General features: G+C 57.8%; 20 protein-coding genes. 7 read left to right on the forward strand and 13 right to left on the reverse strand.

Annotated elements, in window-relative coordinates:
• Positions 1-20: 20 nt before the first annotated feature.
• The 4 genes from preA to ACR0CE_RS04715 all read right to left on the reverse strand — a co-directional run bounded on the left by preA (position 21) and on the right by ACR0CE_RS04715 (position 4,353).
• The gene (gene preA, locus ACR0CE_RS04700) at positions 21-1,325 is read right to left on the reverse strand and encodes an NAD-dependent dihydropyrimidine dehydrogenase subunit PreA (RefSeq protein WP_480481342.1); all 1,305 of its coding nucleotides are present in this window, start codon (positions 1,323-1,325) and stop codon (positions 21-23) included.
• Positions 1,326-1,343: 18 nt separating this feature from the next.
• Positions 1,344-2,180, reverse strand: a complete 837-nt coding sequence (locus ACR0CE_RS04705; RefSeq protein WP_480831150.1) for a class I SAM-dependent methyltransferase — start codon at positions 2,178-2,180, stop codon at positions 1,344-1,346.
• Between the two features lie 46 nt (positions 2,181-2,226).
• Positions 2,227-3,561, reverse strand: a complete 1,335-nt coding sequence (locus tag ACR0CE_RS04710; protein ID WP_480831152.1) for an NAD(P)-dependent oxidoreductase — start codon at positions 3,559-3,561, stop codon at positions 2,227-2,229.
• Between the two features lie 159 nt (positions 3,562-3,720).
• Positions 3,721-4,353, reverse strand: coding sequence for a cupin domain-containing protein (locus ACR0CE_RS04715; RefSeq protein ID WP_480772589.1), 633 nt, complete (start codon positions 4,351-4,353; stop codon positions 3,721-3,723).
• 144 nt (positions 4,354-4,497) lie between these two features.
• Here ACR0CE_RS04715 and ACR0CE_RS04720 point away from each other — a divergent pair, with 144 nt between their 5' ends.
• From ACR0CE_RS04720 to ACR0CE_RS04730, 3 genes are all read left to right on the forward strand, one after another.
• Entirely contained in the window at positions 4,498-5,493 is a 996-nt protein-coding gene (locus ACR0CE_RS04720; RefSeq protein ID WP_480831154.1) for a hypothetical protein, read from the forward strand.
• Positions 5,494-5,564: 71 nt separating this feature from the next.
• Positions 5,565-6,857, forward strand: coding sequence for an O-acetylhomoserine aminocarboxypropyltransferase/cysteine synthase family protein (locus ACR0CE_RS04725; protein WP_480583751.1), 1,293 nt, complete (start codon positions 5,565-5,567; stop codon positions 6,855-6,857).
• 2 nt (positions 6,858-6,859) lie between these two features.
• Positions 6,860-7,570: a GNAT family N-acetyltransferase gene (locus ACR0CE_RS04730; RefSeq protein WP_480831156.1), complete on the forward strand. Its 711-nt coding sequence runs from the start codon at positions 6,860-6,862 to the stop codon at positions 7,568-7,570.
• A gap of 2 nt (positions 7,571-7,572) precedes the next feature.
• On the opposite strand, the gene ACR0CE_RS04735 is transcribed toward ACR0CE_RS04730, so the two are convergent.
• Positions 7,573-8,268, reverse strand: coding sequence for an SIMPL domain-containing protein (locus ACR0CE_RS04735; RefSeq protein WP_480831158.1), 696 nt, complete (start codon positions 8,266-8,268; stop codon positions 7,573-7,575).
• A 164-nt stretch (positions 8,269-8,432) separates the two neighbouring features.
• Here ACR0CE_RS04735 and ACR0CE_RS04740 point away from each other — a divergent pair, with 164 nt between their 5' ends.
• The gene (locus ACR0CE_RS04740; RefSeq protein ID WP_480831160.1) at positions 8,433-10,385 is read left to right on the forward strand and encodes a hypothetical protein; all 1,953 of its coding nucleotides are present in this window, start codon (positions 8,433-8,435) and stop codon (positions 10,383-10,385) included.
• Positions 10,386-10,472: 87 nt separating this feature from the next.
• On the opposite strand, the gene hppD is transcribed toward ACR0CE_RS04740, so the two are convergent.
• Positions 10,473-11,570: a 4-hydroxyphenylpyruvate dioxygenase gene (hppD, locus tag ACR0CE_RS04745; RefSeq protein ID WP_480831162.1), complete on the reverse strand. Its 1,098-nt coding sequence runs from the start codon at positions 11,568-11,570 to the stop codon at positions 10,473-10,475.
• Positions 11,571-11,717: 147 nt separating this feature from the next.
• Between hppD and ACR0CE_RS04750 the strand changes: the two genes are divergently transcribed.
• Together ACR0CE_RS04750 and ACR0CE_RS04755 are read left to right on the forward strand one after the other, a co-directional pair.
• Positions 11,718-12,173 carry an Lrp/AsnC family transcriptional regulator gene (locus ACR0CE_RS04750; RefSeq protein WP_267364492.1) on the forward strand — a complete coding sequence of 152 codons (456 nt, stop codon included), beginning with the start codon at positions 11,718-11,720 and terminating at the stop codon, positions 12,171-12,173.
• Between the two features lie 19 nt (positions 12,174-12,192).
• Entirely contained in the window at positions 12,193-14,073 is a 1,881-nt protein-coding gene (locus tag ACR0CE_RS04755) for a monovalent cation:proton antiporter-2 (CPA2) family protein (RefSeq protein WP_480565201.1), read from the forward strand.
• A 30-nt stretch (positions 14,074-14,103) separates the two neighbouring features.
• On the opposite strand, the gene cobT is transcribed toward ACR0CE_RS04755, so the two are convergent.
• A complete protein-coding gene (cobT, locus tag ACR0CE_RS04760) occupies positions 14,104-15,114 on the reverse strand; it encodes a nicotinate-nucleotide--dimethylbenzimidazole phosphoribosyltransferase (RefSeq protein WP_480537630.1) in 1,011 nt (336 codons plus the stop codon).
• Positions 15,115-15,192: 78 nt separating this feature from the next.
• On the opposite strand from cobT, the gene cobS reads away from it, so the two are divergent.
• Positions 15,193-15,957 carry an adenosylcobinamide-GDP ribazoletransferase gene (gene cobS / locus ACR0CE_RS04765; RefSeq protein WP_480831165.1) on the forward strand — a complete coding sequence of 255 codons (765 nt, stop codon included), beginning with the start codon at positions 15,193-15,195 and terminating at the stop codon, positions 15,955-15,957.
• Here cobS and ACR0CE_RS04770 read toward each other — a convergent pair.
• The 6 genes from ACR0CE_RS04770 to ACR0CE_RS04795 form a co-directional block, all read right to left on the reverse strand.
• Positions 15,954-16,715: a potassium channel family protein gene (locus ACR0CE_RS04770; protein ID WP_480831167.1), complete on the reverse strand. Its 762-nt coding sequence runs from the start codon at positions 16,713-16,715 to the stop codon at positions 15,954-15,956. The two genes, cobS and ACR0CE_RS04770, sit on opposite strands and share 4 nt — an antisense overlap.
• Before the next feature lie 117 nt (positions 16,716-16,832).
• Positions 16,833-17,342: a CarD family transcriptional regulator gene (locus tag ACR0CE_RS04775; RefSeq protein ID WP_209504207.1), complete on the reverse strand. Its 510-nt coding sequence runs from the start codon at positions 17,340-17,342 to the stop codon at positions 16,833-16,835.
• A gap of 279 nt (positions 17,343-17,621) precedes the next feature.
• Positions 17,622-17,960: a ferredoxin FdxA gene (fdxA, locus tag ACR0CE_RS04780; protein WP_480558659.1), complete on the reverse strand. Its 339-nt coding sequence runs from the start codon at positions 17,958-17,960 to the stop codon at positions 17,622-17,624.
• 66 nt (positions 17,961-18,026) lie between these two features.
• Positions 18,027-18,392 carry an RNA-binding S4 domain-containing protein gene (locus ACR0CE_RS04785; protein WP_480558661.1) on the reverse strand — a complete coding sequence of 122 codons (366 nt, stop codon included), beginning with the start codon at positions 18,390-18,392 and terminating at the stop codon, positions 18,027-18,029.
• A gap of 6 nt (positions 18,393-18,398) precedes the next feature.
• A complete protein-coding gene (locus tag ACR0CE_RS04790) occupies positions 18,399-21,224 on the reverse strand; it encodes a helicase-related protein (protein WP_480831169.1) in 2,826 nt (941 codons plus the stop codon).
• 20 nt (positions 21,225-21,244) lie between these two features.
• Entirely contained in the window at positions 21,245-21,853 is a 609-nt protein-coding gene (locus tag ACR0CE_RS04795; RefSeq protein WP_480831171.1) for a tetratricopeptide repeat protein, read from the reverse strand.
• Between the last annotated feature and the right edge of the window lie 2 nt (positions 21,854-21,855).

The following is a 21,855-nucleotide window of genomic DNA, read 5'->3' on the forward strand; positions in this document are numbered from 1 at the left end:
AGGGATATTCCCTGTCTCGATCATTCCGCTGCTTTGGCCATCGGATTGTTCGGGTGCGTGGTCCAGTTCGCATAGGTCGGCTGAACCTCTTTCCCGGTGCGCGGATCGATTTCACCCGCCGCCATCGGCACCATCGAAATACAGCCTTCCACCGGGCAGACATCAACGCAGAGGTTACAGGCGACGCATTCGTCATCCATCACCTCGAACACACGGTCATCCGACATTGAAATCGCCTGATGGCTGGTATCTTCACAGGCGGCATAGCATCGGCCGCATTTGATGCACTGGTCCTGATCGATCTTGGCTTTGGCGATGTAGTTCAGGTTCAGGTATTGCCAATCGGTGACATTGGGCACCGCGCGCCCGATCACCTCATCAATGCTGGTATACCCCTTTTCATCCATCCATTCCGACAGACCTGCCGTCAATTCATCAATGATCTTGAACCCATAGGTCATCGCAGCGGTACAGACCTGCACCGTGCCACATCCCAGCGAGATAAACTCGGCCGCATCACGCCACGTGGTGACACCCCCGATGCCCGAGATTGGCATGCCATGCGTCGCCTCGGCCCGAGCGATTTCGGACACCATCGACAGGGCGATCGGCTTCACGGCAGGGCCGCAATATCCTCCGTGGCTGCCCTTACCATCAATCGAGGGTTCCGGGCTGAACGTGTCCAGATTTACGCTGGTGATCGAATTGATCGTATTGATCAGCGACACCGCATCCGCGCCGCCATTTCTGGCCGCCGCCGCAGGTTTCCGGATATCGGTGATATTCGGTGTCAGTTTCACGATGACCGGACGGTCATAGTATTGCTTGCACCAACGCGTGACCATCTCGATATATTCCGGCACCTGCCCTACGGCGGACCCCATACCGCGCTCGCTCATCCCGTGCGGGCAACCGAAGTTCAGTTCGATTCCGTCCGCGCCGGTTTCAGCCACGCGCGGCAGAATGGCTTTCCAGGCTTCTTCCTCGCAGGGCACCATGATCGAAGCGATCAGGGCGCGATCCGGATAGTCGGCCTTGACCCGCGCCATTTCCTCAAGGTTCACCTCAAGCGGGCGGTCGGTGATCAGTTCGATATTGTTCAGTCCCAGCAAACGGCGGTCGGCACCGTAGATCGCGCCATACCGCGGGCCGTTCACATTTACGACCGGCGGTCCCTCGGACCCCAGCGTCTTCCACACAACACCGCCCCAACCGGCCTCAAACGCGCGACGAACATTGTATTCCTTGTCCGTCGGCGGCGCAGAGGCCAGCCAGTAAGGGTTGGGGCTGGAAATGCCCAGAAAGTTAGTCGTCAGATCGGCCATGGCTTCTCCCTTCCCGGCTCAGCCGGATTTTTTGAATATCATTTCGGTCGGACGTATGCGCCCGGCCTTGAGGTTTTTGACATAGTTCTGGAACTTTTCGGGTGCCGTCTCGCCCATCATCAGATGAATGCCCAGCGGTGCCGGGCCGGATTCGGCAATCTTTGCAAAGACGTCCTCGAAGAACTGTATCGCGAATTCGGTGCGATCCGTTTCTGTCACCAGTTCAAAACCCGCGGCGCTTGCCGCAGACTTGTAAACATCCGGCGCATCCACGAACGAGGTTTCGGCAACAGTGGACCACGGCAGAGGGAAAGCCAGCGGCTCATCCACATCTCCGGCCATCACATCGAACAGGGCAAAAGTACCGCCCTTGGCCAGCGCCCGCGACACTTCGGCGAACAGCCCGGCCTTGTCCTTAATGTTCATGCCCACATGCATCATGACGGCCAGGTCGAACCCAGCATCCGGCACCGGCAAGTCCAATGCGCTGCCCACATGAAAGCTGGTTTTCGAGGAATGCCCGACCATATCGCTGAGCACCTTGGCGGTTTCAACGAATTCCGGTGTCAGATCGACGCCTGTTACTGTCGAGTCATAGCGATCCACGACATAGCGAGAGGTCCCGCCGATACCGCATCCGACATCCAGAACACGGGTCGCATGGGTCGGCGACAACTGCGCAAACAGGTTGTTGGTCGCCAGAACGCCGCCCGTATGGAACTCGTCCCCTGCCTTCAGGTCTGCGACCGTGGCCGCATCCGGATCGATACCGCTGGCCTCAAGCGCCGCGCGGACGCGGTCGGTCAGTGCTCCGGTGGTGTAGTGTTGCGCTACGGCTTGTTCGATCTGGGACATGGGAATACCTCAGCAGCGAAAGGAATGGGGTGAATACCCCATCCTATCACGAAACCAGCGTCGCGTGGATGTCCATCGCTGCATCCCGGCCTTCGGCAACAGCCGTAACGGTCAGGTCTTCGCCCCCCGCCGCGCAATCTCCGCCTGCCCAGACACCGACCACAGAAGTGCGTCCCGCACCGCTGACAGCGATCTTGTTGCCGTCCAGCTTCAGCCCTTCCGGCGCACCTTCCAGCGTCTGACCGATGGCCTTGAGAATCTGGTCTGCCCGCAGCCGGACCGTTTCACCGGTTCCGGTGAGTTGGCCGTTCTGGCTTGAGGTATATTCCAGCTCAATCTCGGCGGCAGTCCCATTGCCGTGTACCGCCACCGGCTGCACGTTGGTCAAGATCTGAACCCCGTGCGAGGCTGCCAGATCCTGCTCGTACCGGCTGGCACCCATGGCGTCGCGGCCCCGGCGATAGGCAATGGTGACATTCTCGGCACCTAACAATTTGGACTTTACCGCTGCGTCCACTGCAGTCATGCCACCGCCAATAACGACGACGTTCCGCCCGACAGGAAGCTGTGCAAGATCACCAGCCTGCCGCACGTCCGAGATGAAATTGACGGCATCCCGCACGCCGTCCTTGTCAACACCATCCGCGCGCAGGGCATTCACCCCGGCAAGTCCGATGGACAGGAACACCGCGTCGTAGTTTTCGACCAGACCATCCAGCGAGATGCCTTCACCCAGAACCGACCCGGTTTCAACCGTGATACCACCGATTTTCAACAGCCAGTCGACCTCGGCCTGCGCAAAATTGTTGGTCGATTTATAGGCGGCAATCCCGTATTCGTTCAGACCGCCCGGTTTGGGCTTGCCTTCGTGGATCACCACGTCATGACCCAGCATGGCAAGACGATGCGCGCAGGCCAGACCGGCAGGCCCTGCCCCCACGACAGCAACAGTCTTCCCGGTTGATGCCGCACGTTCAAACGGATGCGCCCCCGCGGACATAAGATCATCCGTCGCAAAGCGCTGTAGCCGTCCGATCTCGACCGGCTTGCCTTCTGCCGTCTCGCGAACACAGGCCTCTTCGCACAGTGTTTCCGTCGGACAGACACGGGCGCACATTCCACCCAAAATGTTCTGCTGAAAAATCGTTCGCCCGGCTGCCTGCGGCTGTCCGGCCTGAATCTGACGGATGAATAGCGGAATATCGATGTCTGTCGGACACGCTGTCACGCAAGGTGCGTCATAGCAGAAATAACAACGGTCTGCTGCAACTGCGGCCTCATGCGGGGCCAATGGCGGATGCAGATCGGTGAAATTCGAGGTCAGCTGATCGCTTGAAAGCCGCCCGGCGACGATGCCGGGTGCCATCTGGCCCTGTGCCATCACTCTACTCCCTGTAGATATGTTTGTTATGACCTCAGCTTGCCACAAATAAATTTTTTATCAATTGGTAAAATTTGCCAAATGGTCAAAAAATTGAAAATCCGGGCCGTAGAACCCGGATTCATTGGCATTTTGGTTAATTTCAGGGCCGAAAAGCTTTCAGACCATTTCGCCAAGATGGTGGGACTTGGTCCAAACCCGGGCGCCGTCAGGCCCTGCAACGGCCCGCGAGTGCGTTCCGGGCGGCAAGCGCAACCAGTCCCATGTCGAAAATTCCTCCCCCGATTCAGAGAAACTGCCGCTTATGACAAACACTTCCAGTCCGTCGCGCGCGTCCAGTTCGACCACGTCCCCCGCCGCCCATGTCCGCACAAAAACGTCCTCATGATCATCTTTGAACAGTTGTACGTCAGAATCGCCATTTATCGAGCGGCGCACCTCGGTACGGTCTTGCGGGTCAAACTGGTGCAGCTTGACCAGAATGGTCGCGCCTTCCGCTGCAGACGGAGTGTGCGAGGACGTCGGTGGATTGCGCACATAGCTGCCGACGGGAAAATCTCCGGTCTCGTCCTGAAATACACCGTCCAGCACCAGATATTCCTCGCCGCCGTCATGGGTATGGGCGGAAAAGGTGCTGCCGGGCGCAAAGCGGACAATGGTTGTTGCGCGGGCCACCTCATCACCAATCCGGTCCAGCATTTTGCGCTCGACCCCTGCTGCGGGAGAAGCGACCCATTCACTTTCGTCAAAGTGTACTGCGACCCGTTTGGTGAAATCCGCATTGATCCGCATGTGTATCCCTTTCTGAAGCGACCCCTGAAAGAAATGGGATCGCGTGATGAAATTTCAAATTATCCGCTTTTGACGCCTTGGGCCGCTTGCTGTAATCCGAACTTCAAGGTGCACGGTCAAACACCTGTCGGGAAACGGGCATAGATGCAGGCAACGTCACAGAAATTCAACATCGCGGTCGTCGGTCAAATCAACCGCCTGCAATACGAAGCCCTGTTGTTTGCGGCTTCACTGCGCCATTCTTCACCGCAATTCGAGGGCAAACTGTTTGTCGCCACGCCCAATCCGGGGCCACGCTGGAAACAGGACCCACGCATTCAGGACGAAGAAGTTCTGAAAGCCCTGAAACAACTGGATGCCGAAATTCTGCCCTTCGACTCGCATGTATTCGGTGAAAGCTATCCCTACGGCAACAAGATCGAAGCGCTGATGGCTCTGCCGGAAGATGAGCCCTTTGTGTTCTTTGACACCGACACGCTGATCACTGGCGAGATCACATCTGTACCTTTTGACTTCGACCGCCCCAGCGCATCACTGAAGGTTGAAGGGACATGGCCCAAACCAACGCTGTATGGCCCCGGCTTTGACGGTATCTGGCGCGCGCTTTACGCCCGGTTCGGGTTGGATTTCGAAAGCTCGCTGGACACCGATCAACCCCATGACCACTGGCGGCGGTACCTGTATTTCAATGCAGGCTATTACTTCTACAAATGCCCGCGGAAGTTTGGTGAGCGTTTTCTGGACTACGCCAGAACAATCCGCGACGAAAACATTCCGGAGTTGACGGGCCAAAGCCTTGACCCCTGGCTGGACCAGGCCGCCCTGCCCCTTGTCATTCACTCGTTCGGCGGTGGTCGTGATGTTTTGCCCCCCGGTTTGCTGGACGGGTCCGTCAGTTGCCACTATCGCCTGTTTCCCTTGCTGTACGCCCGTGAAAGCAACCATGTGATTGAGGTCTTGGAAACCGTCGTCGCTCCAAACAAGGTCAAGAAGGTTCTCAAGCAATATGAGCCACTGAAAAAGATGGTTCTGCAGGGGAAAGGCGCAAAAGTCCGCGCCCTGTTTGACCGGGATCATCTGCCACGACGCGAACAGGCCATCCGCAACACGATCAAAAGCAAGGGCCTCTGGCTGCGCTGACAGGATCGTTGTGCGCAGGCGGGCAATGGCCTACAGATTTCGCAAGACAAATTCCAACAGGAGATTTCAAGATGTCTGACGGCCCCACCTACGGTTTCGACACGTTGCAAATTCACGCGGGCGCCCGCCCCGACCCGGCGACCGGAGCGCGCCAGACACCCATTTATCAAACCACAGCCTATGTGTTTCGCGATGCAGATCACGCAGCGGCCCTGTTCAACCTGCAAGAGGTAGGCTTTATCTATTCCCGCCTGACCAATCCAACTGTGGCCGTTCTTCAGGAACGCGTGGCGACACTTGAAGGTGGCGTTGGTGCTGTTTGCTGCTCGTCCGGGCACGCGGCCCAGATCATGGCGCTGTTCCCGCTGATGGGTCCGGGTTGCAACGTGGTCGCCTCGACCCGTCTGTATGGCGGCACGGTCACGCAGTTCAGCCAGACGATCAAACGTTTTGGCTGGTCCGCCAAGTTTGTCGACACCGATGATCTGGACGCGGTGAAGGGCGCAATCGATGAGAATACCCGTGCGATTTTCTGCGAGTCCATCGCCAATCCCGGCGGCTATGTGACGGATATCCGCGCGCTGGCGGACGCGGCTGATGCAGCGGGCATTCCGCTGATCGTCGACAACACCTCGGCCACGCCCTACCTGTGCCGCCCGATCGATCACGGCGCGACCCTGGTCGTGCATTCAACCACCAAGTACCTGACCGGCAACGGTACGGTCACCGGCGGTTGCATCGTGGATTCGGGCAAGTTCGACTGGTCGGCAAATGACAAGTTCCCCTCGCTCAGCCAACCCGAACCGGCCTATCATGGACTGAAGTTCCACGAGACCTTTGGCCCGTTGGCCTTCACCTTCCATGGCATCGCCATCGGTCTGCGTGATCTGGGCATGACCATGAACCCGCAGGCAGCCCACTACACGCTGATGGGGATCGAAACCCTATCGCTGCGGATGGAGCGTCATGTTGAAAACGCGCAAAAAATCGCGGCCTGGCTGGAAGCGGATGATCGCGTGGACTACGTCACCTATGCCGGGCTGCCCTCTTCACCCTATCAGGATCGGGTGAAGGCTCAGTATCCACGTGGTGCAGGCGCATTGTTCACCTTTGCAGTGAAGGGCGGCTATGACGCCTGTATCAAGCTGGTCAATGCGCTGGAAATCTTCAGCCACGTAGCCAATCTGGGCGACGCGCGCTCGCTGATCATTCATTCGGCATCGACCACGCACCGTCAGTTGACCCCGGAACAGCAGGAAGCCGCAGGCGCAGGTCCGGGCGTGGTGCGCGTGTCCATCGGGATCGAGGACGTGAACGATCTGATTGCCGACCTTGATCAAGCCCTGGCCAAAGCAACCGCCTGACCATGACCCAGCACGACACAAACAACCTTGGCCAGCCTATCGGTTTACCGGTTTCGGGTGACTTTCCACGCCCGACGCCACCCTATACGCCGATGGTGGGCCGGTATTGTTCCGTCGTGCCCCTTGATGTGAACAGACATGCGCCCGGATTGTTCCGGGCGTTTGCAAAGGACACGGATGGCCACAACTGGACCTACCTGCCCTACGGCCCGTTTGCTGGCGAACCTGAGTTCGAAGACTGGGCGCGCGCCAACTGCAAGGACGCGGACCCGATGTTCCATACCGTTCTGGACGGTGATGATGTACCGTTGGGCATGGCCTCATATTTGCGGATCGAACCCGCTGCCGGAGCGATTGAGGTCGGGCATATCCACTTTTCACCACTGCTTCAGCGCAAACCGCAATCAACCGAAGTCATGTATCTCATGATGCGGCGCGTGTTCGATGAACTGGGTTACCGGCGTTACGAATGGAAATGCGACGCGTTAAATGGTCCGTCGCGCAGTGCGGCAGAGCGGCTTGGGTTTACCTTCGAAGGCGTGTTTCGCCAAGCGACCCACTACAAAGGACGCAACCGCGACACAGCCTGGTATTCAATCATAGATACCGAATGGCCACGCATCCGCGATGCATTCGAGGCCTGGTTGTTACCCGAAAATTTCGACGCTTCGGGCCAACAACGAAAACCGCTGATGGCCCGCGCGAAGGGTTGATTTCATTCCGAAATCTCGAACACCATCGAGACGCTGACAGACACCGAAACCTCGCCACCTGCCACAGGAACACCCCCTGCGTCAGCCATGCTCATCATGCGCATCTCGGGCATCGGGCGTACGCCCCCCGTTTGTTCCGAAATCGTTTGCACCGCGCCAAGGGTTACACCCGCGGCCTGCGCCAACTGCTCGGCCTTGGCCATAGCTTCGCCGACAGCTTGCGCGCGCGCTTGGGCTTCGATTGGTTTGGTATCCTGCACCCCAAAGCTCAATCCACCAAAATCGTTGGCGCCATCCTGAATGACCGCATCCATGATGCTTCCAAGCTTGGACAGATCACGCACACGCACAAACACGCGGTTCGAGGCTGCGAACCCCGAAATTTCCGGTGTTTCCCCATTCTGCCCGTGCCGCCCAGACCAAACAGGGGAAAGCGACAGATCGCGGGTCTGAATATCGCGGTCTTCAACCCCCATCCCGGTCAGGCGCGCAAGAACCTTCGCAACTGCGTCCGAGGTGGCCTGCATCGCTGCCGAAGCCTCGGCATTTTCATTTGTCACACCCAATGTGATCGTCGCCATATCGGGGGCAACATCGATGGTTCCGGTTGCGTCAACGGTGATGCGACGTTCTTCCGCATGGGCAAGTCCAGCGGTCGTTGCGGCCATCATTGCGGCCAGAAAAGCGAATGTCTTCAATGTTATCACTCCGATTTGCTTGGGTTAAAGATGGGTCGGCGATGCATTGCCATACAAGAGGAGAGTTTGCCTTTTTCTTTCCCTCGGCAAGTTCCTGCTTTAATGTCGGTCTGCGAACGCCATGGTGTTTGCATTGACGTTGATAATTATGGTTCCTGCGGATTATGAAACCTGCCTTTGCGCTGTCTTTTTCTGCGACCGGAATATCACTGTATCATCACTCGGATGACGAATGGTTCGTTATCGGCTCGATTCCCTTGGATTCGCCGGACCTGTCCGGTCAGATGCAGGTTTTGCGGGAAAACGCCTTTGCGTTGGAAAACGACCTAAGCTGCAAGCTTGTTTTGCCTTCCGAACAGGTTCGATACCTTCAGGTTGCAACCGATGACTTGCTCCCCGAAGACACGGTCGAACGTATTGAGAGCGCACTTGCCGACGCAACGCCTTACGCTTTGTCCGAGCTCAGCTACGACTATCAGACCGAAGGCGGCACCACCTATGTTGCAGCTGTCGCGCAGGAAACGCTGAGCGAGGCGCGGGCCTTTGCCTCGGACCATGGATTCGTGCCGGTTTTGTTTTGCGCCGAGGAAGACGCAGACGCATTCCCCCGAGAAGCATTGTTCGCGCAGCGTTCAGGCACATCGGAAACCCGACCATCAGAGCTACCGCTGTCGGTAAAAAACGCAGACCAGCCCGAACCGGCAAAACCCTCTGGGAAACCAGCGCATCCCATTGCAGGCGCAGCGGCACCAAACGTGTTTCTGACCCCCGAAACACCTGACAATAAGTTTGCGACTACGAAAGCGCAGGCACCGCGTTTTGCTATCCCGGCATTTGCCGCGGCGCTTCTTCTTGGTGGCGCTTTCGGCGTTTGGCTGGCCTTGGACAGCGGTGGAGAAACAGATCAGGCCGCACCGAGCCCAATTCCAACCGAGACAGGTGTTTCCGAGCCGGTTATCGACGCCCTGCCACCGATAGTGCCCGAAGTTGCGGCAATTGCCCCCCCGGAAAACTTGCCCGCTGACCCTGCTCTGGACAGGGACGTGCCCCCAACACCAGAACCTACTGACGCCGAAGCCGAAGAACAACCGGAACTCACGCCTACCGACGCGGCAATCCTTGAGGCGCTCAAGGTGGCCCCGACCCCTGTTGAATCTGTGGCTCAGGACCCCGAGGCAGATGAGGATATCAGCGCTGCCTCCGGTGTGAATGTAACGCCTCCGGCCGCTTTGGACGTGCCAGAAGCCCCGGAACCGGACGAGTTGTATCTGACGTCGATTGACAAATCCGACCTGTCCAGCGATGCGGTTGCCCTGCCCCCGGCTTCCAGTTTCGATACTGACGAACCCTTTGTTCGGGACGTGCAACATGGCATAGCAGGAGCGCGGTTCAATCTGGATGATCGCGGGCTGGTAACGCCCACGCCGGAAGGGACGCTGAACCCGGATGGGATTGTCGTTTATCAGGGCCGACCGTCGAAGGTTCCGCCAGCAACGCCAGTGCGTTTCGAGGATGAACCCGTACTTGACGAGGTCGACGAAAGACTGGCCGGTCTTCGCCCCAAACCTCGCCCCGCAGATCTGGTCGAGAGCTTCGAACGCGGGCAGTTGGGGGGGCGGTCGCTGGCAGAGCTTTCGGCCAAGCGACCAAAAGCACGCCCAGACAGTCTGCAAGCGCGCACGGAAGTCGACGAGACGCCAACCGCGTTGGCCGTTGTCCGCGTCCCGCGCCCCAGGTTGCGACCGGCGGGTCTGGACACGGCAAAGGCACCTGCTTCTGGTAACTCCAATCTTGGATCAACGGCCGCGCTGGACCAGAGTTCAGACGACGCAGGATCGTTTCAGGCGAAATCGGTTGCACCCAAGATTCCCACAACCGCATCTGTAGCCCGGCAGGCCACGCTCGATAACGCGATCAACTTGCGTCGCTTAAATCTGATCGGCGTTTACGGCACACCCGCAAACCGTCGCGCCTTGGTCCGGCTTCCCAGCGGGCGCTACAAAAAACTGAAAGTTGGGGACAGTATTGACGGCGGCAAGGTCATTGCTATCAGTGACAGTGAACTGCGTTATCAAAAGAAAGGTCGCAACGTGACCCTGGCGATGCCGCGCAGCTGACATAGGCGCTCAAAGCCGTGACCGATCACCTGTAGACAGGCACGTCAGAGGCAGCAGAACCGCCCCCGACTTATTGGTTCATTTGGATCAAGCCGCGGAAATCTCGCCGCTTTCGATCTGTTCGCGCTCGATGGATTCAAACAGCGCCTGGAAGTTCCCTTCGCCGAAACCATCATCACCCTTGCGCTGAATGAACTCGAAGAAGATCGGGCCAATCACCGTTTTCGAGAAGATCTGCAATAGGATGCGCGTCTCGCCCCCGTCAACGACACCTTCACCGTCAATCAGGATGCCGTGTTTCATCATCCGGTCCAGCGGCTCTTCATGACCGACCACGCGGGTCCTGGACATCTCGTAATAAGCTTCATTCGGACCCGGCATGAACTTCAGGCCGTTTTCAGCAATGGCATCGGTCGAGGCATAGATGTCATCGCTACCAACCGCGATATGCTGAATGCCTTCACCTTTGTATTTCTTCAGGTAAGACACGATCTGCCCGGTCTCGCCGCGGTCCTCGTTGATCGGAATACGGATGCGCCCGCAGGGTGATGTCAGCGCACGGCTGTAAAGGCCGGTGAATTTTCCCTGAATGTCAAAGAAACGAATTTCACAGAAGTTGAACAGGTCGCCATAGAACTTGAACCACTTGTCCATGTTGCCCTTGTAGACATTGTGCGTCAGGTGATCGAGATAGAAGAACCCCTCGCCCCGAGGTTTGGATTCCTTGATCCAGTTGAATTCCTGATTATAGGGCGATGTGTCGTAGTACTGATCAATGAAATAGATCAGCGACCCGCCAATACCCTTGATCGCAGGCACATTCATGGTTTTGTCAGCGTGGTCGTAAGGTTCCGCACCTTTTGACACGGCATGTTCGTACGCTTTTTGCGCGTCCACGACCCGCCAGCCCATCGACGGCGCACAGGGCCCATGTTCGGCCACGAACTTAGCCGCAAAACTGTCCGGGTCAGCATTCAGGATATACGTCACATCCCCTTGCTGCCATAGCTCGACAGAGGGTATTTCCTTGTGGCGGGCCACCAGATCAAACCCCATCTTTGCGAACAGGTCGCGCAGCTCCTGCGGTTCTGGGTGGGCGAATTCGACGAATTCAAACCCATCTGTACCGGCAGGGTTTTCTTCGCTGATCACGGATTTCGGGGCATTGTGCGGGAAAGGACCCATGGCGCGTCTCCTACGAAAACAGGAATTTCTTTGCTGATTCAAAAATACGACTTTTCTGACGCTGTTTCTGCGCATTGTTTTCGTATAAACTGCGAGATGACGCGCAAAACGCGCATATAAGTTAAAAAAACCAGGATTTTTCCGCACATGCTGGATGCAACCGACAAGCGACTGCTTTCCGCGCTGCAAAAAGACGCGCATCTGACGGCCCATCAACTGGGTGAAATGCTGAACCTGTCGCCCAGCCAAGCGGGACGCCGCCGACAGCGGCTTGAAGTCGAAGGGTACATCACCGGGTACGCTGCCCGGCTGGACCCGCTGAAACTGGGCCTGCAGGTGCAGGGGTTCGTTCAGGTGCATCTGGGCACCCATGGCCCCGAGCAATCCGCAAGCTTTGCCCGCATGGTCGACACCCGCCCCGAGATTACCAGCGCATGGACGATGACGGGTGAGGCAGACTATCTGCTGCACATCTACTGTGACGACCTGTCCGCCCTCAACAGCTTGCTACATCAGGTGATCCTGCCGCATCCTGCCGTTGCACGAGTACAGAGCCAGATTGTAATGGATCAACTTAAACGCGACGCCCCCCTTCCCACCTGAAAAGGTTCCGAGGACACACATGGACGACTTTCTATACCAGGCTTCGATCTATCTGGCAGCGGCAGTCATTGCCGTTCCCCTGTCTGCCAGACTGGGGTTGGGATCTGTGCTGGGCTATCTTGCAGCCGGGATCATAATCGGACCCGTACTGGGGTTAGTCGGAGCGGAAACCGAAAATCTTCAGCATGTGGCCGAATTTGGCGTGGTGATGATGCTGTTTCTCATTGGTCTGGAATTGGAGCCACGCGCCTTATGGGATATGCGCGACAAGCTATTGGGTCTGGGCGGTTTGCAGGTGTTGCTGTCAACAGTCGCGATTGCTGCCGTGGCTATGTACGCCAACCATCCATGGTCGGTTGCCCTAGCGGTGGGTTTGACCCTTTCGCTTTCCTCGACTGCGATCGTTCTTCAAACCCTGTCAGAAAAAGGCCTGATGCAGACAAACGGCGGCCGCGCGACATTTTCGGTTCTGTTGACGCAGGACATCGCGGTGATCCCAATTCTGGCTTTGTTGCCACTGCTGGCGCTGCCCGCCATGCCGCGTTTCCAAGCAGATGGATCGATTGACCGGGGGGCTGGAGGATCACATGGCGCAGGCGATCACAGTTTGTCGCTGGTTGAAGGGCTGCCGGGCTGGGCCGTTACCCTTGTCACAATCGGCGCGGTGGTGTTTGTCATTCTGGCCGGTGTCTACCTGACAAGACCGTTGTTTCGCTTCATCCACGCAACCCGTCTGCGCGAGATGTACACCGCACTGGCACTGATGATTGTCGTGGGCATTTCGTTTCTGATGACACTGGTCGGCCTATCACCTGCCCTGGGCGCGTTCCTGGCAGGCGTTGTTCTGGCCAGTTCTGAATTCAGACATGAAATGGAAAGCGACCTTGAGCCGTTCAAAGGATTGTTTCTGGGGCTGTTTTTCATCACGGTCGGTGCCGGAATAGACTTCGGTTATTTTTTCAACGACCCGCTGGACCTGATTGGACTGGCGCTGCTTGTGATACTTGCCAAGGGGATCATCCTATTTCTGGTGGGCAAGGCCTTCAAACTGCGGGGACGTGATCACTGGTTGTTCACCCTTGGGTTGGCGCAGGCTGGTGAGTTCGGTTTTGTCCTGCTGGCATTTTCGACGAAACAGAATGTCATTCCGCCCGACCTGTCGCAGAAACTGCTGATGATCGTTGCTCTGACGATGTTGATCACGCCGCTTCTTTTCATCGTCTACGATGCGTTGTCGCGGAAGATTGGCGATTCCGCGGCCAGCCCCGAACCTGACGTGATTGACGAAAAGGGCCCGGTCATCATCGCCGGCATTGGTCGCTTTGGTCAGATCGTCAACCGGCTGGTGCGGGCCAGCGGTTTCAAGACAGTCGTTCTGGACCACAATATTGAAACGATTCAGCTGATGCGCCGATTTGGCGTCAAAGGCTTTCTGGGCGATCCCACTCGGCCGGAACTGTTGCGCGCGGCGGGATTGGACAAAGCATCCGTTCTTGTCGCCGTTATGGATGATCACAAGCAAGTCACACGGCTTGTCAGCTATGCCCGACGGCAGCGTCCTGACCTTCACATCATCGCCCGCGCCCGCGACCGGACCCATGTATACGAGTTGTATCAGGCGGGTGCCAATGACATCGTGCGGGAAATGTTCGACAGTTCGCTGCGCGCAGGTCGCTATGTTCTGGAGAATATCGGACTGAGTGAATACGAAGCAGCCCAGGCTGAACAGACGTTTTACCACCATGACAGGAAGGCGGTGCGCGATCTGGCCGAGCTTTGGGTCCCCGGAATGCCAATCGCCGAAAACAAGAAATACATCGAGCGTTCGCAGGCGCTGGAAAAGGATCTGGAAACCGCGCTGCTGGAACTGGCTGAAGAGCACGCCAAGAAATCGGCCTGACCCAAGCCTTTGCCCGGGTCAGATGCGAGTTCAGCCGTCCGAAACCCCAGCTTCGGCAAAGGTTGCCATGCCGGAATGACAGGCGACGGCACTTTTCAGAATGTTGATCGCCAGCGCCCCGCCGGACCCTTCGCCCAACCGCAGGCCAAGGCTCAGCAACGGCTCTTTGCCCAATTTCGCCAGCACGGCACCATGGGCCGCTTCGGCACTTTGGTGGCCTGCCACGGCATGATCCAGCGCGCCATCGGACAACTTCCACAAGCAGGCTGCGGCGGCCGAACAGATGAACCCGTCCAGGATCACCGGGATGCGCAACACCCGCGCAGCAGCAATTGCACCCGCCATTGCGACTATCTCGCGTCCACCCAGACAGCGCAGGATGTCCAGACCATCATCTGACGCGTGTTTGGCGACACCCTCGGCCACGACACGGGTTTTGTTGACCAGACCTGCGTCATCCACACCAGTTCCGCGACCTGTCCAATCGGACGCGTCGCCACCAAACAGAGCACAGGCAATAGCCGCAGCCGGGGTGGTGTTGCCAATACCCATTTCGCCGACCACCAAAAGATCAGATTGCGGATCAACGGCCTGCCAGCCAGTGCGCAACGCGGCTAGCAATTCATCCTCTGTCATGGCTGGGGCTTGGGTGAAATCCGCGGTCGGCTTGTCCAGATCCAGCGCGTGTACATCCATCTTCGCGCCTGCGGCCCTGGCCAACTGATTTATCGCCGCCCCGCCATGTTCGAAATTCATCACCATCTGCACGGTCACTTCCGGTGGAAAGGCCGAAACACCCTGCGCGGTAACACCGTGATTTCCGGCAAACACAATGACCTGAGGCGCGCTGATCTGTGGACGGGCGTCCCCTCGCCATCCTGCATACCAGACCGCAAGATCCTCAAGCCGACCAAGCGCACCAGGGGGTTTGGTCAATTGTCCATTTCGTTCGGCCGCGCCCTGCACCGCAGCGGCATCCGGGCCCGGAGCCCCCGCCAGGACAGCACGGAACGTGTTCAAATCATTCAGTTCAGGCAGCATGAAAGCCTCATTGCATCAGAGTGGTCCTGCGTGTTTAACCGAAGGATCGAAACCAACAAGACCCCGAAAGGCACGGGCGTGCAAAAAAACGACACCAAACCGTTTTCCCTGTGGGATGTTCCGCTGGCCCTGGTGCTGTTGACCCGCCTGCCCCTGCCCCGTTTGCCCAAAGCCGTGTTTGCCCGGCAGGCACAATCGGTATGGGCATTTCCACTGGTTGGGCTGGTCGTTGGCGGGCTGGCATGCCTGACCGGTTGGCTGGCGATGGGGTTTCAACTGCCCCCGTTTGTCGCAGCCTCGTTGCTGGTCGCGGTACTGATCCTGTTGACGGGCGCTATGCACGAGGATGGTCTGGCCGACACGTTCGACGGGCTTTGGGGCGGTTTCACCGCTGAACGTCGGCTGGAGATCATGAAGGACAGCCAGATTGGAACGTACGGCGTGCTTGCCTTGATGATCTCGCAGATTTTACGAATATCCGCGATTTCCACCATGCTGGCTGTTGGTCCGATCTGGATGGTTGTTGCAGCTTGCGTATTTTCCCGCGCCCTGATGCCAGCTCTAATGGTTCTTCTTCCAAACGCCAGAAAGTCGGGCCTGAGCCATTCAGTTGGCACCCCCGGCGCAGGATCAGCCTGTATCGCTGTGGGCATCGCGATTCTGGTCGCTTACAGCTTGTGCGGAAGTCTGGCGCTTACCGCGATACTCTTCGCGGCTTTGATCGTCGCTGTTTTGGGGCTCGTCGCGAAAGCCAAGATCGGCGGTCAAACCGGAGATATTCTGGGCGCGTCGCAGCAATTGGCGGAGATCACGTTTCTGCTTGCCCTCAGCGCCCAGATCTAAGACGCGCCCCCGGTTTCAATTCGCAACGTATCGCCGCAATGTTTGCAATGCACGGCGTCCGGGTCGTGCCGGTACAACCCACAGCTGGGGCATTTGTGACGGACCTTCTGTGGCGCGAAAATTGCCTGCGCCAGCCGGACGAACAGGGCCACACCAACGACCATAATAAAGACGGAAAACATTTTGCCGCCCGGTGTGACCAAAGTGATGTCGCCAAACCCGGTCGTAGTGAGCGTCGCCATGGTAAAATACAGCGCATCTATGTAAGGCGTTTGCGCGTCTTCGGGGATAAAAAACACCAAAACGGCCGTCGAGGTGGCAAAGACAAAGACCAGTAGGTTGATCGCCGCGATAACAGCGTCCTCATGCGTGCGGAAAAAACGGCTGTCGCGCCGCAGATCCCAGAGCAGATGATAGGAATGAATCAGTCGCAGGGCGCGTAATATCCGCAGGAAAGCGAGGTTGCCTGTCAAAAACGGATCAAGCACCAGCGAGAGGATGACCACGATATCCGCCACTGTGTAAATCTGGCGCAAAAACCTCCAGCGGTCTTTTGAGATCCAGAGCCGCGCAGAGAAATCCAGAAAAATCAGTACACCGACCAGTTGGCTTGCAACGGTCAAGCCCGGCCCATGCGGGATGTGCGCCGTCCCGACAAAGAAAACGATTGTCGCAACATCGAACAGGATCAGCGCATACCTAAACCAGACCGAAACAGGGTCGTGCCCGATGTACAGGTATTTCACAGTCTGCTTCATGTCCGTCCGGTAATCCGCTGCATACACAGTGAAATTAGCGCCACTTGAACAATTCACCAAGCCACGAAAAAGGCCGCCCCAAATCCGGAGCGGCCCGTTTTGTCAATGTACCTTCGATCAGGCAGCGCGTGAGGTCAGAACCTCGTCCACCTGCTTGGCAGCTGACACCTCGCCAGCGCCCGAAACAGCCGCGACCTCACGGGTCAGACGCTCCAAGGCAGCTTCGTACAGCTGGCGCTCGGAATAGCTCTGCTCGCGCTGATCATCGGTGCGGTGCAGGTCACGGACCACTTCGGCGATCGAGATCAGATCACCCGAGTTGATCTTCTGTTCATATTCCTGCGCACGGCGGGACCACATGGCGCGTTTCACCTTGGCCTTGCCTTTCAGCGTTTTCATCGCCTGACTGATCACATCGGGCGAGCTGAGCGACCGCAGACCAGATTCGGTCACCTTGTTGGTCGGCACGCGCAGCGTCATCTTGTCTTTCTCAAATGAGATGACGAACAGCTCAAGCGAGAATCCCGCGACATCCTGTTCCTCGATCGAGATAATCTGGCCCACGCCATGGGCGGGGTAGACAACATAGTCGTTCGGGCGGAACTCGAGCTTTTTCGACTTTGTCATTCAGTTTCTTCCTTGCTTGCGGACGGGACACGGACAACAAAAGCACCACATGCGGGGACTGTCTCAGCCCCGTCAGGCGGCGATATTGTCATAAATTCAAAACTCCAAAGTGAGCATACTTACGGAGCGCATCCCAATCTCGGTCATCATGTAGGTATAGTATATCACAAATTTACGACGCCCGAAAGTTTACCTTACGGGAATTTATCATATTCAACCTGCATTCAACAGGTTGTGCCGCGGTCTTTATGCCAAAACAGGCCGCTTGGAACGAATCACTCAGCCGCCTTCGCCGGGCGCTTCCGAGAAATACTTCTCCATCTTGCCCTCTTCACCGTCACGCTCCTCCGCATCTGGCAGCGGGTCTTTCTTGGTGACAATCACCGGCCATTGTTCGGAAAACTTACGATTGAACTCAACCCACTCCTCCATACCCGGCTCGGTATCGGGGCGGATCGCGTCGGCGGGGCACTCGGGCTCGCACACGCCGCAGTCAATGCATTCGTCAGGATGGATGACCAGCGTATTTTCACCTTCGTAGAAACAGTCCACCGGACACACTTCGACACAGTCGGTGTATTTGCAGGCGATACAGTTTTCGGTGACTACATAGGTCATGGTCGGATTCCTGTTTGCGGTTTGAGCGACTAGCTAATTCAGTCTGGCCCGCTCTTCAAGACAGGATCAGTGATCTTCCGGGCGAGAAAGATCAATAGCGCGTCGATCTTTCTTGGTTGGTCGACCTTTTCCCTCGAAACCCGGATTTACAGGAGGCGCTTCCTGGTTTTCGGTCATATCAAAGTACAGCGTTTGCGCCTCGGGCGCCGGACCGCGGCGTTCCCCCAGTTTTTCCACACGTATAACGCGGACAATGCGGCCCTGCGAGAAGGTCAGAACGTCACCGGGGACCACGGCCTGCGCCGGTTTCAGCACCCTGTTTCCATTCAGCCGGACATGGCCACCACTGACCTGTTTGGCGGCAAGGCTGCGGGTCTTGAAGAACCGCGCCTGCCACAACCATTTGTCAATTCGCAGTTTGGCCTCGGCCATCTTGCGTCAATTGCCGTCCTTCAGACCCATAAGCGCTGCGGCGAACGGGTTGTCGGGATCAATGGCCTTTTCCTTTTTCGGTGGCCGTGACGAGAAGGTCTTGGCCCCCTGCGGCTTGCCGCCCTTCTTGCCGTGCGGTTTGCCACGGCCGTCCTGCGGTTTGCCCCGTGGTTTCCCCTTACCCTGCCCCGGCTCGCGGCGCGGGCCACGGTTCGGCTGGCGCTGGCGACCCCATGTGAAGGTGTAATACACTTCAACCTCGGGTTCATCCGACGCAGGTTCCGCAACCTGACCTTCTGCGACAGCCTCGGCTGCCACCTCAGTGCTTTCGGTGGCCTCGGCTGTCGCTTCGGCGGGCGCGGCGACCTCTTCTGATGCCGCATCGGGTGCTGACGTCTCGTCGATAACGGCTTGTTCCGCCGCCTCTGTCACAGGCTGCTCTACCGGGGCCGGTTTGACCTTGTCACGCTCGCCGCGTTCGGCTTTGTAGCCCAGCCCCTGCATCAGGTCAGCAAACTGTTCAAGCGTCATACCGGTGATCGACAGCATATCCGGCTTGGCTTCGAACCCGCCACGGCTGTCCTCCGCACGAAGCATATCGGCCAGACGTTCCAACATGTCGATCCGGATCGATCGGTCACCCGCATCGCGGTAGCCGCACATGGTGTCATAGCCCTGTGGTGCATCCTTGGCGACCGGCACAGTGACCAGACCCGGAGGCGGTGCTTCGGGGAATTCCTGCAAACCGCTGGACAGCGCCCAAAGCACGAGACGCAGACGCGTGGGAGCAGGTTTCAGCAGCAGCGGCATAAAGATGGTGAACTGGCCAAACCGTATACCATGCTTGCGCAGCGCGCCGCGGGCGTCCTGATCCAGATCCTTGACCTCTTGTGCAACTTGCGCGCGGGGCAACACGCCCAGCGCCTCGACCATGCGGAAGGCAAATCCTTTGGCCAGCCCGTTGAGTTCCTCATCGCGCGACAGATTCAGCAGCGGTTCGAACAGAGCAGCGATTTTGCGGTCGATGAAGTGCTGCAACCGGCGCCGCACCTTCTGTTCAACATCCGGACCGGCGGCTTCGTCCACAAAAACCTCGACCACGGGCTTGAGAGGCTCGGCCCCGGCAACCAGTTTGCCAACGGCATATTCGCCCCACATCAGGCCGCCCTGATCGGTGAAATCAATTTCGGTATCGGGCGCATTGTAGAAGCGATCGGCACGCAGATGGAATTGCGGCGCGAGTGCTTGCAGGGATGCCGATTTGAGCGCTTTCGCCTCGGTTCCTTGCGCGCTTTTGTCCGGGCTGAACCGGAACCCTTCCAGACGACCGACGAATTCGCCTTCGACGGTCACTTCACCCTTGTCATTTACTTCGGCCAAAAGGGCCTCCTTCTGCTTGAGCCGCCGCAACAAAACCGATGTACGCCGGTCCACAAATCTTTGAGTCAGTCGCTCATGTAGTGCGTCAGACAGTCTGTCTTCTACAGTGCGCGTTTCGTCACGCCAATGTGATTCGTCACGCACCCAACTGTTTCGTTGCGCAACATATGTCCAGGTGCGAATATATGCCAACCTTTTGGATAACGCATCGATATCCCCATGGGTTTGGTCAATCCGCCGTATCTGCCGGGCCATGAAATCATCGGGAATACTGCCGCGTTCGTGCAGGTGGCCATAGATCACTTCCAGCAGACTGGCGTGCTCTGCATGGCTGATGCCGCGAAAATCAGGGATTCTGCACACATCCCAAAGCAATCGAATGGATGGACCGTCACTTGCGCGGGCGGCAATCTCGGCCTGTTGTGACAGCGATTTCAACACATTCAGGTCGTCAGCCGGGCGGGCTTTGATCAGGTGTTCGTCACTCGGACTGACCTCAAGCGAGTTGATCAGTGCGTCAATCGAGCCAAACCGGAGGGCGGCATTCCGCCAGTTCAACTTTTTCATCGGCGTAAACCGGCTGTCCGTGATTGCCTGCGCGACACCTTCGTCCAGCGGCGGCGCCTCGCCGGTCACGCCAAAGGTGCCGTCCGACATGCCACGCCCGGCCCGGCCTGCGATCTGGGCCAGCTCATTCGGGGCCAGAGGGCGCATCCGCCGCCCGTCGAATTTGGTAAGGGATGAAAATGCAACGTGGTTTACATCCAGGTTCAGGCCCATGCCGATGGCATCTGTGGCGACCAGGTAGTCAACCTCGCCATTTTGATAAAGTTCCACCTGGGCATTCCGCGTCCGTGGGCTCAGGGCCCCCATGACCACCGCCGCGCCACCTTTCAGGCGGCGCAGAAGCTCCGCGATGGCATACACATTCTCGACCGAAAACCCGACAATAGCGCTGCGGGCCGGCATCCGGCTGAGTTTCTTCGAACCGGAATAGACCAGCTGCGACATCCGCTCGCGCCGTATAAACTGTGCGTCGGGCACCAGCGCGGCAATCGGGCCGCGCATGGTGTCAGAGCCAAGAAAAAGCGTCTCGTTTGTTCCGCGCGACCGAAGCAGGCGATCCGTAAAGACATGGCCGCGCTCGGGATCGGCACACAGCTGGATTTCATCAATTGCCACGAAATCCGCACCCATACCTTCGGGCATCGCCTCGACAGTACAGACCCAATACTGGGTCCGGGGGGGTACGATCCGCTCTTCACCGGTGACAAGCGCAACAACCGACGGCCCGCGGATGGCGACGATCTTGTCATAGACCTCACGCGCAAGCAGACGCAGCGGCAGACCGATGACACCTGTGCGGTATCCCAGCATCCGTTCGATTGCGTAATGGGTTTTACCTGTGTTCGTAGGGCCCAAAACGGCCACTATTCGGGATGACCCGCTCACCTTTGCCCCCTGCCCGGACCTTACAGCGCTGCGCCGTCAATCTGCGGCTTCAGTCGATTCACCGCATTGGTTACTTCTTCGTGGTGGGGATGTATAGCCAATGCCCGTGAATAGGCCTCGTAAGCTTTGTCAGGTTGTCCGATAATCTCAAAGATCAGGCCCAGACCATAGATTGCCTCGTAATTGTTGGGGTTCAGGGTCAGGGCATGTTCCAGATCGGCAGCGGCCATGCCAAACCGCTCGATCCCGAAAAAGGCCGAAGCGCGCAGGTGCCAGCCTTCAGCAAAATCGGGCGCATGGTCCGTCAGGGCGGTCAGATGTTCCAGTGCCGCACCTACGTCACCGTCATCCAACGCTTCACGGCCACGTTCCAACAACAAATCAGCCGATGCTGAACCGGACTGCGCCCACAGAGCTTGCAACTGCCGATCCAGAGCAATGGCCTGATCGGGCGTCGATTGGGCAAGTTGTTGCAGCAATTCGCCCTCGTCCCGTGAATCCGCCTGTTGCGCAAGGCAAGTGGAGGAAATCGTGACTAGGACAAAAAGTGCCGCGACGGTACCTTTGAGATTGTGGATTGCAATGCTCATAACAATAGTCAGTGTAGCGTTGCGACCGGGGATGTCCATTC

It is taken from the genome of Ruegeria sp. L11, assembly GCF_056531755.1.

What these genes read in the sequence shown, in the direction of transcription:
- ACR0CE_RS04705 (WP_480831150.1), bottom strand. Translation starts at nt 2,180, where the DNA reads ATGTCCCAGATCGAACAAGCCGTAGCGCAACACTACACCACCGGAGCA.
- ACR0CE_RS04740 (WP_480831160.1), top strand. Translation starts at nt 8,433, where the DNA reads ATGAAACCTGCCTTTGCGCTGTCTTTTTCTGCGACCGGAATATCACTG.
- ACR0CE_RS04715 (WP_480772589.1), bottom strand. Translation starts at nt 4,353, where the DNA reads ATGCGGATCAATGCGGATTTCACCAAACGGGTCGCAGTACACTTTGAC.
- ACR0CE_RS04770 (WP_480831167.1), bottom strand. Translation starts at nt 16,715, where the DNA reads ATGAAGCAGACTGTGAAATACCTGTACATCGGGCACGACCCTGTTTCG.
- ACR0CE_RS04795 (WP_480831171.1), bottom strand. Translation starts at nt 21,853, where the DNA reads ATGGACATCCCCGGTCGCAACGCTACACTGACTATTGTTATGAGCATT.
- fdxA (WP_480558659.1), bottom strand. Translation starts at nt 17,960, where the DNA reads ATGACCTATGTAGTCACCGAAAACTGTATCGCCTGCAAATACACCGAC.
- ACR0CE_RS04710 (WP_480831152.1), bottom strand. Translation starts at nt 3,561, where the DNA reads ATGGCACAGGGCCAGATGGCACCCGGCATCGTCGCCGGGCGGCTTTCA.
- ACR0CE_RS04720 (WP_480831154.1), top strand. Translation starts at nt 4,498, where the DNA reads ATGCAGGCAACGTCACAGAAATTCAACATCGCGGTCGTCGGTCAAATC.
- hppD (WP_480831162.1), bottom strand. Translation starts at nt 11,570, where the DNA reads ATGGGTCCTTTCCCGCACAATGCCCCGAAATCCGTGATCAGCGAAGAA.
- preA (WP_480481342.1), bottom strand. Translation starts at nt 1,325, where the DNA reads ATGGCCGATCTGACGACTAACTTTCTGGGCATTTCCAGCCCCAACCCT.
- ACR0CE_RS04730 (WP_480831156.1), top strand. Translation starts at nt 6,860, where the DNA reads ATGACCCAGCACGACACAAACAACCTTGGCCAGCCTATCGGTTTACCG.
- ACR0CE_RS04725 (WP_480583751.1), top strand. Translation starts at nt 5,565, where the DNA reads ATGTCTGACGGCCCCACCTACGGTTTCGACACGTTGCAAATTCACGCG.
- ACR0CE_RS04775 (WP_209504207.1), bottom strand. Translation starts at nt 17,342, where the DNA reads ATGACAAAGTCGAAAAAGCTCGAGTTCCGCCCGAACGACTATGTTGTC.
- ACR0CE_RS04785 (WP_480558661.1), bottom strand. Translation starts at nt 18,392, where the DNA reads ATGGCCGAGGCCAAACTGCGAATTGACAAATGGTTGTGGCAGGCGCGG.
- cobT (WP_480537630.1), bottom strand. Translation starts at nt 15,114, where the DNA reads ATGCTGCCTGAACTGAATGATTTGAACACGTTCCGTGCTGTCCTGGCG.
- ACR0CE_RS04755 (WP_480565201.1), top strand. Translation starts at nt 12,193, where the DNA reads ATGGACGACTTTCTATACCAGGCTTCGATCTATCTGGCAGCGGCAGTC.
- ACR0CE_RS04750 (WP_267364492.1), top strand. Translation starts at nt 11,718, where the DNA reads ATGCTGGATGCAACCGACAAGCGACTGCTTTCCGCGCTGCAAAAAGAC.